Source organism: Micromonospora sp. B11E3, assembly GCF_039871625.1.
GTDB lineage: Bacteria > Actinomycetota > Actinomycetes > Mycobacteriales > Micromonosporaceae > Micromonospora.
In genome coordinates, this window is the sequence record NZ_JBDPMC010000027.1 from 74,466 (window position 1) to 87,340 (window position 12,875).

General features: G+C 68.2%; 9 protein-coding genes and 2 pseudogenes. 9 read left to right on the plus strand and 2 right to left on the minus strand.

Going from position 1 to position 12,875, the window contains the following annotated elements:
- Positions 1-15: 15 nt before the first annotated feature.
- Positions 16-1,164, plus strand: coding sequence for a hypothetical protein (locus ABGB16_RS16055; protein ID WP_347668854.1), 1,149 nt, complete (start codon positions 16-18; stop codon positions 1,162-1,164).
- Between the two features lie 713 nt (positions 1,165-1,877).
- Here ABGB16_RS16055 and ABGB16_RS16060 read toward each other — a convergent pair.
- Positions 1,878-2,603, minus strand: a complete 726-nt coding sequence (locus tag ABGB16_RS16060) for an SDR family NAD(P)-dependent oxidoreductase (protein ID WP_347668855.1) — start codon at positions 2,601-2,603, stop codon at positions 1,878-1,880.
- A gap of 95 nt (positions 2,604-2,698) precedes the next feature.
- Here ABGB16_RS16060 and ABGB16_RS16065 point away from each other — a divergent pair, with 95 nt between their 5' ends.
- The 3 genes from ABGB16_RS16065 to ABGB16_RS16075 all read left to right on the plus strand — a co-directional run bounded on the left by ABGB16_RS16065 (position 2,699) and on the right by ABGB16_RS16075 (position 5,533).
- Positions 2,699-3,535 carry a LysR family transcriptional regulator gene (locus ABGB16_RS16065; protein WP_347668856.1) on the plus strand — a complete coding sequence of 279 codons (837 nt, stop codon included), beginning with the start codon at positions 2,699-2,701 and terminating at the stop codon, positions 3,533-3,535.
- Positions 3,536-3,646: 111 nt separating this feature from the next.
- Positions 3,647-3,850 carry a hypothetical protein gene (locus tag ABGB16_RS16070; protein ID WP_347668857.1) on the plus strand — a complete coding sequence of 68 codons (204 nt, stop codon included), beginning with the start codon at positions 3,647-3,649 and terminating at the stop codon, positions 3,848-3,850.
- 585 nt (positions 3,851-4,435) lie between these two features.
- Positions 4,436-5,533, plus strand: coding sequence for a cytochrome P450 (locus ABGB16_RS16075; protein WP_347668858.1), 1,098 nt, complete (start codon positions 4,436-4,438; stop codon positions 5,531-5,533).
- A gap of 1,089 nt (positions 5,534-6,622) precedes the next feature.
- Here the strand turns inward: ABGB16_RS16075 and ABGB16_RS16080 are convergent.
- Positions 6,623-6,830, minus strand: a pseudogene (locus ABGB16_RS16080) (IS6 family transposase); the annotation flags it as partial.
- A gap of 399 nt (positions 6,831-7,229) precedes the next feature.
- Between ABGB16_RS16080 and ABGB16_RS16085 the strand changes: the two are divergent.
- The 5 genes and pseudogenes from ABGB16_RS16085 to ABGB16_RS16105 all read left to right on the plus strand — a co-directional run.
- Positions 7,230-7,820: an NAD(P)H-dependent oxidoreductase subunit E gene (locus ABGB16_RS16085; protein ID WP_347668859.1), complete on the plus strand. Its 591-nt coding sequence runs from the start codon at positions 7,230-7,232 to the stop codon at positions 7,818-7,820.
- Positions 7,817-9,382, plus strand: coding sequence for an NADH-ubiquinone oxidoreductase-F iron-sulfur binding region domain-containing protein (locus ABGB16_RS16090; protein ID WP_347668860.1), 1,566 nt, complete (start codon positions 7,817-7,819; stop codon positions 9,380-9,382). Before ABGB16_RS16085 ends, ABGB16_RS16090 begins: the two co-directional genes overlap by 4 nt.
- Entirely contained in the window at positions 9,379-12,204 is a 2,826-nt protein-coding gene (gene fdhF / locus ABGB16_RS16095) for a formate dehydrogenase subunit alpha (protein ID WP_347668861.1), read from the plus strand. The genes ABGB16_RS16090 and fdhF overlap by 4 nt, the downstream gene beginning before the upstream one ends.
- Before the next feature lie 3 nt (positions 12,205-12,207).
- Positions 12,208-12,432, plus strand: a complete 225-nt coding sequence (locus tag ABGB16_RS16100) for a formate dehydrogenase subunit delta (protein ID WP_347668862.1) — start codon at positions 12,208-12,210, stop codon at positions 12,430-12,432.
- A gap of 174 nt (positions 12,433-12,606) precedes the next feature.
- Positions 12,607-12,875 (plus strand): annotated as a pseudogene (locus ABGB16_RS16105) (IS607 family transposase); the annotation flags it as partial.

Genomic DNA, 12,875 nt, shown 5'->3' on the forward strand with positions numbered 1-12,875 from the left:
CAAACCGGAGGCCCGGTGGATGTGGTGTTGTCGGGCGCCGTGTCCGCAGACGGCCTCGTCGGCTCGGCTGCCGTATCCACCAGCCGAGCAGGTCAGGGCCGTCGAGCTCCGCCGCAAACTGCACTGGGACCTCCTCGCAGTCAGCAGGGGCGGCTCGACTCCCGCGTCCGTGGCCTCAAGCTCACCGTCGGCATGGAGCCCTTCGCCGGCGTCCTGCGTGACAAGCAGATCAATACCACCGTCCGAATCACGCCCAATAGCCAGGAGGAGCGGGGCCAGGTGCAACTGGACGGTGAGGCCTTCCCGTACGAGGTCGGCAGGGCCGAGGCATCCATGAAGATCACTGCGGTCGGGCGCGCGAACCAGTACCTGCGGAAGATCCACGTGCCCTTCGCGGGCAAGGACGACCCGTCCACCGGCTTCGTCGTCAACATGGCTGCCCAGCCCGCCGATGGGGTCGGCGACCTGGCGACCCGTTATCTGGACGACGCGTGGTCCGATCCGCAGACCAAGGATCTGGCGGCGAGCCGGACCGCGGTCGTCGCGGGCATTAACGTGTTCGAACGGCTGAACCCCGAGGCGAACAAGGACGCCCGCGATCAGGTGACCGGCGCGGTCGGCAACGTCGCGAAGCGTGACAAGTTGCTGATGGCGATCTTCGGTTTTCTCTGGCGGCCCACGTGGGTCCGCAAGTCCGGCGGCGGAGCGGTGTCCTGGGAGGAACTGCGCCGCGCGTACCGCGCGTTGCCCAGTGACACCGACCGGGCCAAGGCGGTGGAGAGCGAGTCGAACTGGCGCGAAGGCGGGAAGCTGCCCTACGGCATCTTTCGTGAGACGGTGCTCGGTTCGAGCTATACCCGACGCGCGGTCGACATCCTGTCCGCAGTCAACCGCGATGTGCATATCCTGAGCCAGGACGCGGACGGCGGGCTGGTCACGGCCGGGTCGAACGTCCGAGGTGTGCTCACGGCGTACACGGAGATCCTCACCGCGATGGGTCAGCACCCCCTACTAACCATCGGCGGATACACGTTCGAGGGTTTCAACTGGACGGAGGGTGGGGGCTCCCGCAGGGCGCAGCTGACCGTGCTGGCCAACCAGCTCGACCGGGCCGTCCGGGCCGTCGTCGCCAAGACCCGGCCGCGGATGCTTGTCGCGCACTGACGATCCGCGAACGCCTGCGGCGGTCACCATGACGGCCGCCCGGCAACCGTCCCGCCGACGCCCCGACGAGCAGCTCATCGGCGCGGTCATCCCACCCCGCTTCCTCGCCCGGCACCGCCACCAGCTCTGATGCCGGCGCTTCCCGCACCGCTCCCAGCTGCGCGGGACGACGTTGTCGTCGATGTGGCCCGCCCGGACGCCGACGGCCGTGTGGCGGCCCGAGCGTTGCTGCGGGCGTTGTGCTGGCCTGCCGGCCACCACCTTCGTGTCGACGTCACCGACGGCCTTCTCCTGGTCACCGCCGCAGCTGACGGAACGCACGTCGTCGGAGCCCGCGGCGCGCTACCCCTGCCCGCCGCGGCCCGACAACTCTGCGGCATCACCTCGCACCAGGCGGTGCCCGGCGGGAGTCCAGCACGTGAGCGAACCAACCGGTGTTCCGTCGGTACCAGGTTCGCACATACACCTGTCACTGACGCACACGACCCAGATCGGCAACCAGCGCCACAGGGTCCCGTCGATACGTTTGGTGGTGACCTACAGTTCGTCGGTAGAACCGATTCGCCGTATGTCGTCCGGAGTCCAGATAGCAGCCATGATGCGGAGTTCCCCCTCATTCGTCCGCGTCCGTTGCGCAACACCCCAGACGAGGGTTTTGACAGGCTGGAGATCTCGTAGGGCGTCTCAACGGTGGGTGAGCAAGGAGGGGCTCGTCACCAGGGCACATTCCCGGCGTCATCGAACAGCCCTCCGGTCGGGCCGTCGTCGGGCAGCGTGGCGAGCCGAATGGCGATCTTGGCGCCTTCTGCGGGCGTGCTGGTTCCGTGGAAGCCGTTGAGATCGGTGGCGACGTAGCCTGGGCAGGCGTTGTTGATTTTGATATTGGTGTCACTCAGTTCCTTGGCGTACTGGATGGTGACCGCGTTGAGGAACGTCTTCGACGGTGAGTACGCCCCGCTGATCCCGCCGAGGTCGACACCCGGCGTGGTCTGCAAGGTCAGAGAAGCGACGTGGCTGGACTGGTTGACGATTCGCGGGCGCTCGGAGCGGCGCAGCAGCGGCAGCATCGCGTTGATGACCCGGACGACGCCGATCACGTTGGTCTCCACCACCGCCCGCATACTCTCCGGCGTAACGGTCGAGGGCTCCTCCGGCCATACCCCGGCGACGCCGGCATTGTTGACCAGCACGTCAAGCCGCCCGGCGCGCTCCTCGATCAGTGCAGCGGCGGCCACAACGCTCGCGTCGTCGGTCACATCGAGGAGCACACCGAACGCATCGACGCCGGCCGCACGCAGCTTCGCCACGGCGTCCTCCCGGCGCTGCTCGTCCCGGGCCCCGATTCCGACGCTCCAGCCCAGCGCGCCGAGCCCGGCCGCGATCTCGTATCCGATTCCCTTGTTCGCGCCGGTGATCAGCGCAATCGTCTGTTCGCTCATGCCGTTGATCGTGACCGGACACCGGCGGGGCACCAACACCGTCTGAGTCACGCAACGATACCCAGCTGATATTGATCCGACGGTAGTCTGAGCGGGTGGAGACGCGGGAGTTGCGGTACTTCGTTGCGGTCGCCGAGGAGTTGCACTTCGGCCGGGCCGCCCGGCGCCTGGGTATCGCCCAGCCGCCGCTGTCGCGGACGATCACTCAGCTCGAGCAACGACTCGGAGTCGCGTTGCTGGAACGCACCAGCCGCAAAGTCACCCTCACCGCAGCCGGATCAGTGCTGCTGGCCGAAGGCCGGGCGATCCTCGGCGCGCTGGCCGCAGCCGAGCGGCGCACCCAACGTGCCGCGACGAGTCAGCCCTCGCTCGTCCTGGCCACCAAGGCCGGCGCCTCCGGCGAACTGCTGGCAAAGTTGCTCGACGCGTACGCCGCCGAGCCGGGTGCCGTCGCCGTCGACCTGCTGCTCTGCGAATCCCAGCCCCAGCAAATGCTGCATGATGGCCAGGCCGACGTGGCGCTGCTGCATCAACCCTTCGACTCGACGGCCGAACTCGACACCGAAATTCTGCACACCGAGGGACAGGTCGCCATCCTTCCTGCCTCGCATCCGCTCGCCGGCAGATCCTACGTTCGGACGGCGGATGTCAGTTCACTGCCGGACCTCCCGCTTGCCCGCTGGCCCGGCCCCGGCGGCGCCTATCCCGAAGGCCCCGGAGCGGAAGTACGCAACCAGACACAGCTCTTCCAACTGATCGCGCTTGGCCGCACCACCGTGGTCCTGCCCGAATCCTGCCGCGCCAACCTGCTCGAAGGCCTGGCCGCCGTGCCGGTTCTCGACGCGCCGACCGTGACGACCGTCATCGCCTGGCCGCCACACAGCCGCTCCCGAGCACTCGCCGACCTCGTCCGCGTAGCCACACGCCTCTGAGCCTCTTCAGGAGGCACGACATGGGGGGCAAGACCGGTGGCCCGGAAAGCAACGCGAGGGACTGTAAAACGAAACGAACGGTGTAACTCCTGATCAAGGAGCAGCACCTGAGTGATCACCGAGGCCGATACTGGCCAGGTGGCGAAGCGTGGACCGGCACGGCCGGCAGGGGACGGGGTCGACGATCAGCTGGTGGCCCAGGTGGTGGAACGGGCCCGCGCGGCGGGTCTGCAACTGACCGGCGAGGATATGGAAGCGGCCTTCCCGCAGTTGCGTGCGTTTGCGCGGAGCAGCACCCGGCTGCATCCACGGTAGGGTTCGCCGTCGGTCGAGCAGAGCTCCGTGGGCGGGCCGCTGCTGTGGCCAGCGAATGAGCCCTGGCCGACCTGTGTCGGTGCAGGTCTGGACGATCATCCAGCATCAAAGCGGGGGAAACTCAACCTGACACGTCAAGCGTGCATATTTCTCAACGCTCACCGCGACGGTCTTCAGCCAACGTAGCTTGAGCCGGTTTGACATCTCCCCCCACAGGGCGATGCCGAAGGGCCACAAAACCTTCATCTCCTGCACGGCACCGCGTCAAATGAGACCCCCTGCATCGACCTCACTGTCCGCGCTCGTGCCGCACGTGAAGAACAAGCCGGACCTAATGCCGGTGGGCACGGGTACGGCCTCGACGGATCGTTGACTTTGCCTCGCCACCTCTCCACACTCCTTGTAATCAACACATCGGGAGATGCCATGGCGAGCGAGACCACTGTGGACCGCGGAACGAGAGGGGCGGAGTCGATCTTCGCGGACCTGTTCGGAGGTGTGGTCCAGGACCCGTTCCCGCTGTACGACGAACTACGCGAGGCTGGCGACGGCGTGCACTACTCGCCGCTGCTGCGGAGCTTCTTCGTGACCCGCTACACGGACGTGCGACGGATCGCCACCGACCACACCACGTTTTCAAACGAGCTGTTCGATATTACGCCAGCCGGGATGCACGACCCGGCAGACACCGAACATCAGCGGTTCGTCGAGATCGCGTCGCGGGTGTTGATGTGCGCGGATCCACCGGTGCACACCCGGATCCGCTCGACCTTCCGCACAGCGTTCACGCCCGATGCCGTCGAACGCTGGCGCGGCGCCGTGCTCGACGCGACCACCGCCCTGCTCGGCGAGTTCGAGCCCGGTCGCGAAATCGACATCATGCCGCGGCTCGCGGCCGATGTACCGGCGGCGGTGATCGCCTCGATCCTCGGCGTCCCCCGGGACGTCTGGGGCAACTTCCGCACCTGGTCGTTCGCCTACGCCTCCACATTCGACCCGATGGTCCAAGGTGAGCGGCGCGACGAGGCGATCCGCAGCAGCCTGGTGCTCTTCGACTTCCTCGCCGACCTCGCCGAGCAGCGCCGTGCCCACCCCGCCGACGACCTGATCTCCACCATCGTGCAGACCAGGACCGACGACGGCGACCTGCTGGGCGAGGCCGAACTCATCGCACAGATCGCGCTGCTCTTGGTCGCCGGCAACGACACGACCACCAACCTCATCGGCAACGGCATCACCCTGCTGCTCGACAACCCCGAGGTACGTGCCGAGATCACCGCCGATCCTGCGCTGCTGCCGAAAACCATCGAAGAGATGCTGCGGATCGATCCGCCGCTGCACCTCACCTTCAGGCTGCTGAAGAAGGACGCCATCGTCGGCGAGCAGCACCTAACGGCCGGGACACTCGTAGCGCCGTGCATCGCCACGGCTAACCGCGACCCGCGGGCCTTTCCCGACCCCGGTCGCTTCGACATCCACCGGGCCGAGAACAACAGGCATCTCGCGTTCCTGCACGGCATCCACTTCTGCGTCGGCGCTGCGCTGGCCCGCCTCGAGGGACAGGTCGTGTTCGAGGAACTGCTACGGCACTACCCCAATTTCAGCGCAGGTTCCGAACCTGCCGTGCGTCGCACGAGCAACGCGGTCGCCCGGGGCTGGGAGAAGCGGCCGGTCCGGTTGTGAGCGGCACCGGCATTGAGGTCACCGTCCATCCCGAGCGGTGCATGGCGATGGGCCACTGCCGGGCTGCGGCGCCCGACGTCTTCGGCGCCGATGACAGCGGCTGGGTACGGCTGCTGGAGCCACGCCCCGCGGCAGACCGTCTCGACGACGTCCTGGACGCCGCTGAGTCCTGCCCGGTCGCGGCGATCGACGTTGACGAGGCCCCTGCAGCAACGGCAGCGCGGGCGCGCCCGGGTGGGCCCACGTGCAGCGAGGGAGGTAACGATGCCCTGGGCAACAGTGCAACACGAGAGACGGGCAAGACTCGGTTCCTCTGAGACCGAAGCGCTCCACAACGCCGCGTTGGAGATTGGTTGGCGTTCTGCGTCTCCACAGGAGCGGACCCAGATGGCAGCTCGATTGTATGAGGCGCAGGAGATGACTGCGGAGCATTCCGCTACATCAAAGATCTATCGGAATCTGCAGCCGCCCAGTTGCTTCCAGTAATGCCGGAATTCATCCGAGCTGAGTCTTCCCATGCTTGATAACTGAGAAGAGTCTTCCGGTTAAGGTGCCGCAGCCTGTGTGGGCTGCGGCACCATGATCCGATGGCTCGCGCGATCGAGTCCGCTCGTACGCCTGGAGCACCTGCCACAGGTAAGTGCTCACCGTGGCGACGTCCCGGCCGCCTTGCCGAAGGGACCCGGGCGATTTCTCGGTGCGCCCTGTCCCGCTTCGGGATCCCACATCCCGTTCTTGCGGTGCGTGAACTCCGTGACGTGCATGGTCCGGGCCTGGCGGATGGTGCCGGCGACCCACTTCCGCGTTGCGAGAATCCCTTCCGTCATCGCCGCCCGCGCAGCCTCCGCCCGGCTTGCGGCCGGTCCCGTAGGTGTAGCTTCCCCGCGGGAACACCTTCTCGAGGACGACGGGTGAGGATGACCGGTTTGGGCGCCGCGGCCAGATCGTTGCCGGCCGGGCTGCTCACGTTGCGTTCGCACCGCCCCCGTCACACACCGTAGCTTGCCGACGGTGCACGTTGGAATCCTGCGAGGTGGCGAAAACGGCAGATCCTGGACGGTGGGCCGGCAAAGTAGCAGCGTGGTTTGCGTAGCGCCACACCCCGTTGACCTTCACGTAGGTTCCGTCCACGAACCACCGATCACCAGGCGAGTGGCGGGCGAACCGGGCGGCATCGGTCAGCAGCGGAGTGAGCCGCTGTACCCACCCACCGGAGCACGGTGACGTCGTCGACCTCGACACCACGTTCGATCAGGCGTTTCTCAATGTCCCGGTACGAGAGGTTGTACCGCACGAACCGCGACGACGATCACCTTGCCGGAAACCGGAAGTCGGTGAACGCAGACTTTGGCGGTGCCCACAGGCGACCAGGGCTTGACAACTTCGCCGGTCAAGGCTGCCTCGACCGCCGGACGAAGACGATGCAACAGCCCGGCCAACGTCCGCCACACCGGGCCAGGGGGCCGTGGCCGACGCTGGTCGTCGACGTGATCGAGCCCCGGGGCCGCGGACGCTGACGCGAGGCGTGCACGTGATCGAGTCAGCGGGTCTGCAAGTCGGGAGACCGTTGGAGCGGAATCTGCAACGGTGAGCGGTTGATCGCCTCTGGTGTTGCGTACCGATGATAGATGGCAGTTATCCCCTGATAGCCAGGAGTGCTTTGACCTGCCCAATCGGCTCCCTGGACCATGGCCCGATGACACACGGCGTCGTGGTGAGCGGGTCTGGGTACGAGGAACGGGTGCGGTCGGTCGTGGCCGCGCACTGCGGGGACCCTGCAGCCCTGCTACCGATCCTGCACACACTGATGGCCGAGTTCGGTCACGTGGACCCTGCCGCGATCGGCGTCATGGCCGAGGGGCTCAACCTCTCCCGGGCCGAGATCCACGGTGTGATCAGCTTTTACCGAGATTTCCGGACCACCCCGGCCGGCGACACCACAGTGCGGATCTGCCGGGGGGAAGCCTGCCAGTCGGTCGGTGCCGACCAGCTCGTCGAGCACGCTCGCACCAGCATCGGCGTTGACGTCGGCCAGACCACGGCGGACGGCTCGGTCACCCTCGACCAGGTGTTCTGCCTCGGCAACTGCGCGCTCGGCCCCTCGGCCCAGGTCGGGAGCACCGTATATGGGAGGGTCGACGGCGCCCGACTGGACGACCTCGTCATCAGTGCACGGCAGCGGCCCGGCGAGCCGTCGGCCGCCCCGGTCGACGGCGCGGGCACCGCCCCGGCAGCGGGTGCGCCCGCGGCTGCCCGGTCCGACCGCGACGGCGAGGAAGCACGATGAACGAGCCGGTCACGATCTACCTCCCGCGGGACACCGCGGCCCGCTCAGTGGGCGCCGACGCGGTGGCCCAGCAGTTGGCGGGCGCGCCGGGACAGTGGCGGGTCGTGCGGACCGGATCGCGTGGGCTGCTGTGGCTGGAACCGTTGCTGGAGGTGGCGACTCCCGCCGGGCGGATCGGCTACGGGCCGGTGGAGCCGGGCGATGTCGACGGCCTGCTGGCTACGACCGGACTCACCGACGGGCCGACCGACCACCCGCTGTGCCTCGGTCCGGTTGAGCAACTGCCGTGGCTGCGCGACCAGCGGCGGGTCACCTTCGCCAGGGTCGGCGTGGTCGACCCGCTGTCGGTGGGGGACTTTCAGGCCCACGGCGGGCTGGCCGGGCTGCGCAGGGCGCTGGAGCTCGCCCCGGCCGACGTCGTCGCCGAGGTCATCGACTCCGGCCTGCGTGGCCGCGGCGGGGCGGGATTCCCGACAGGCATCAAGTGGCGGACCGTGCTCGATGCGCAGGACCCTGTGAAGTACATCTGCTGCAACGCCGACGAGGGCGACAGCGGGACCTTCGCCGACCGGATGCTGCTGGAGGGCGACCCGTTCAGCCTGATCGAGGGTATGACGATCGGCGCGCACGCGACCGGCGCGACCGAGGGGTACGTCTACATCCGTTCGGAGTACCCGGACGCGGTCGCCACCGTGACCTCCGCGATCGAGATCGCCTACGCCCACGGCTGGCTGGGTGAGCGGGTGCTCGGCTCGTCGCTGCGGTTCGACCTGCATGTGCGGGTCGGTGCCGGTGCCTACATCTGCGGTGAGGAAACCTCCATGCTGGAGAGCCTGGAGGGCAAGCGCGGCATGGTCCGGAGCAAACCACCGATCCCGGCCATGGAAGGGCTCTTCGGCCGTCCGACCGTGGTCAACAACGTGCTCTCGTTGGCCACCGTACCGGCGATCCTGGCCGGCGGCGCGGCGGCCTACGCCGCGCGCGGCACCGGGCGCTCGCGCGGCACCAGCGTGTTCCAGCTCGGCGGCAACATCGCCCGTGGCGGGATCGTCGAGACCGACTTCGGCGTCACCCTGCGGGAGCTGGTCGAGGACTACGGCGCAGGCACCCGCAGCGGCCGGCCGGTACGCGCGGTCCAGGTCGGCGGCCCGCTGGGCGCCTACCTCCCGGTCGAGCAGTTCGACCTGCCGATGGACTACGAGGCGTTCGCCGCGGCGGGGGCCATGCTCGGCCATGGCGGGATCGTCGTGTTCGACGACACCGTCGACATGGCCAGGATGGCCCGCTTCGCCTTCGAGTTCTGCGCCGAGGAGTCCTGCGGCAAGTGCACGCCCTGCCGGATCGGTGCCGTGCGTGGGGTTGAGGTGATCGACCGGATTCGGGCCGGCGAGCAGCGGAAGCGCAACCTGGCGCTGCTCGAGGACCTGTGCGAGCTGATGACTGACGGGTCGCTGTGCGCGATGGGCGGCCTGACGCCGATGCCGGTCCGCAGCGCGGTCCGGCACTTCGGCGCCGACTTCGACGTCCGATCCGCCGACAACGAGGGGGAGGGCACCCGATGAGCCTGCTCAAGGAACCCGACCTCGGCACCCCTGCTGTTCCGGGTGAGGCCACCGTGGAACTCACCGTCGACGGTGTCGTGGTCGCCGTCGCACCGGGCACCTCGGTGCTGCGCGCCGCTGCGGAGGCCGGGATCGACATCCCCAAGCTGTGCGCCACCGACAGCCTGAAAGCCTTCGGTTCGTGCCGGCTGTGCGTGGTCGAGATCGACGGTGCACGCGGCACGCCTGCCTCGTGCACCACCCCGGTCAGGCCGGGCATGGTCGTACACACCCAGACCTCGAAGCTGGAGCGCCTGCGCCGCGGCGTCATGGAGCTCTACATTTCCGACCACCCGCTGGACTGCCTGACCTGCTCGGCCAACGGCGACTGCGAGCTGCAGGACATGTCCGGCGTGGTCGGGCTGCGCGAGGTCCGCTACGGGTTCGACGGCGAGAACCACCTCGACGCGTCGACCGACCGCTCCAACCCCTACTTCGACTTCGACTCGTCCAAGTGCATCGTCTGCTCGCGCTGTGTGCGGGCCTGTGACGAGATCCAGGGCACCTTTGCGCTGACCATCGAGGGTCGCGGCTTCGGCTCGAGAGTTTCCGCGGGCACCGCGGCCGACAACTTCCTCAGCTCCGAGTGCGTCTCCTGCGGCGCCTGCGTGCAAGCCTGCCCGACGGCGACGCTGCAGGAGCGCTCGGTCGTCGAACTCGGCATGCCCACCCGTACCGTGATCACCACGTGCGCCTACTGCGGCGTTGGCTGCTCGTTCAAGGCGGAGCTGCGCGGCGACGAGCTGGTCCGCATGGTGCCCTACAAGGACGGCGGCGCCAACGAGGGCCACTCCTGCGTCAAGGGCCGTTTCGCCTTCGGCTACGCCTCCCACCCCGACCGGGTGCTCACCCCGCGGCTGCGCGAATCGATCACCGACGAGTGGCGGGAGGTCAGCTGGGAGGAGGCGATCTCGTTCACCGCTCGGCGGCTGCGCGAGATCCAGGCCGAGCACGGCCAGGGCGCGATCGGTGCGATCACCTCGTCGCGGTGCACCAACGAGGAGGTCTACGTCGTCCAGAAGATGGTGCGGGCGGCGTTCGGCAACAACAACGTCGACACCTGCGCGCGGGTGTGCCACTCGCCCACCGGCTACGGCCTGAGCCAGGCATTCGGCACCTCGGCAGGCACGCAGGACTTCGCCTCGGTCGCCGAGGCCGACGTCGTGCTGCTGATCGGGGCGAACCCCACCGACGCGCACCCGGTTTTCGCCTCCCGGCTCAAGCAGCAGCTACGCCGGGGAGCCCAGCTGATCGTGGTGGACCCACGGCGTATCGAACTCGTCCGCTCTCCGCACGTTGAGGCCCGCCACCACCTGCAGCTGGCCCCCGGCACCAACGTCGCGGTTGTCAACGCGATGGCACATGTGGTGGTCACCGAGGGCCTGGTGAACGACGAGTTCGTCGCGCAGCGCTGCGAGGGCTTTGACGAGTGGGCAACGTTCATCGCCCGCCCGGAGAACAGCCCTGAGGCTGTGCAGGAGATCACCGGGGTGCCAGCCGCCGAGCTGCGCGAGGCGGCCCGGCTGTATGCGACCGCGGGCAACGCCGCGATCTACTACGGCCTTGGCGTCACCGAGCACAGCCAGGGTTCCACGATGGTCATGGGTATGGCCAACCTCGCGATGGCGACCGGCAACATCGGCCGCCCCGGGGTGGGGGTCAACCCGTTGCGCGGGCAGAACAACGTGCAGGGATCGTGCGACATGGGATCCTTCCCGCACGAGCTGCCCGGCTATCGCCACGTCGCCGACGACGATGTGCGGTCGGTCTATGAGCACCTGTGGGGAGTACCGCTGCTCGACGAGCCGGGCCTGCGCATCCCGAACATGTTCGACTCGGCGCTGGACGGGTCGTTCCGGGCCCTGTTCGTACAAGGCGAGGACATCGCCCAGTCCGACCCGAATACCACGCACGTGCACGCCGCCCTGAAGGCGCTCGACCTGCTGGTCGTGCAGGACCTGTTCGTCAACGAGACGGCCAAGTTCGCCCACGTCCTGCTGCCCGGCACGTCCTTCCTCGAAAAGGACGGCACGTTCACCAACGCCGAGCGGCGGATCAACCGGGTCCGCCCGGTGCAGCCGGCCCGCACCGGGAAGCAGGAATGGCAGATTGTCTGTGAGATCGCACAGGCGATGGGCTACCCCATGCACTACGAGTCGGCGGCCCAGGTCATGGATGAGATCGCATTGACCACCCCGACCTTCGCCGGGGTCTCGTTCGAGATGCTGGACCGGGTCGGCAGCGTGCAGTGGCCCTGCAACGCTGCGGCTCCGAACGGAACGCCGATCATGCACGTCGACAGCTTCGTGCGCGGCAGGGGACGCTTCAACAGAACCGACTACGTGCCCACCCAGGAGCGCAGCACGCGGCGTTTCCCGCTGATCCTGACCACAGGCCGAATCCTGAGCCAGTACAACGTGGGCGCCCAGACCCGGCGCACCGGCAACGTCGCCTGGCATCCGGAGGACGTGCTGGAAATCCACCCCCACGACGCGGAGGTGCGTGGCATCCACGACGGGGACACGGTCACCCTCGCCAGCCGGGTCGGGCAGACCACGATGCGTGCCCAACTGTCGGACCGGATGCCGGTCGGGGTCTGCTACACGACCTTCCACCATCCGGAGTCCGGGGCGAACGTGGTCACCACCGAGCATTCCGACTGGGCGACCAACTGCCCGGAGTACAAGGTGACCGCGGTGCAGGTGACACCAGCGAGCGCGACGGCGACGGCCGCCGCGGAGGCCGAGCGCCCCGCGCTCCCGGTCGCGATCGTAAAGGACTGAGCGATGAGCGCCCTCACGACACCACCGCATGTGCGGATGGCCAACGACATCTCCAGGCAGTTTCAACACCGCCCGCAAGAGGAGGCGGTGGCGGCGGTGGCCGACCACATCCGGAGGTTCTGGGCACCGAGGCTGCGCGCAGCCCTGCTCGTGCACATCGATCAGGGCGGAGACGGGCTCGACCCGCTCGCTGTGGCGGCCGCCGCCCGGCTGCCCGAGGCGGCGTGACCTTCTTGCGGGCGGACGTCCGTCGGCGAGAGGCCGCGCCGCCGAGCCGGTCACTGCCGCCGCACCGGTCAAGCCACAACGGATACGAGTTATGGCTGGAAACGGGTGGAGGGGGGTGACAACTGTTGCCGCGTCGGTGGTCTTTAGCAGTAGATAGCGTTGTATGGTTTCGTCGTGAACGTGAAGGAATGGGCGGCGGCGACCGGCGTCTCATACGTGACCGCGCGGCGGCGGTACGCGGCGGGCACGCTGCCCGTTCCCACGTGCCGGCTCGGCCGTCTCATCATGGTCGGTGAACCGTTGACCGGCGCGGCGCCCGACGCCGGGAAGACCGTGGTGTATGCCCGCGTCTCGTCAGCCGGCCAGAAGTCGGACCTGGACCGGCAGGTCGCCCGGGTTGCGGTCTGGGCCACTGGCCGGCGCCTGGCCGTGGATCAGGTCGT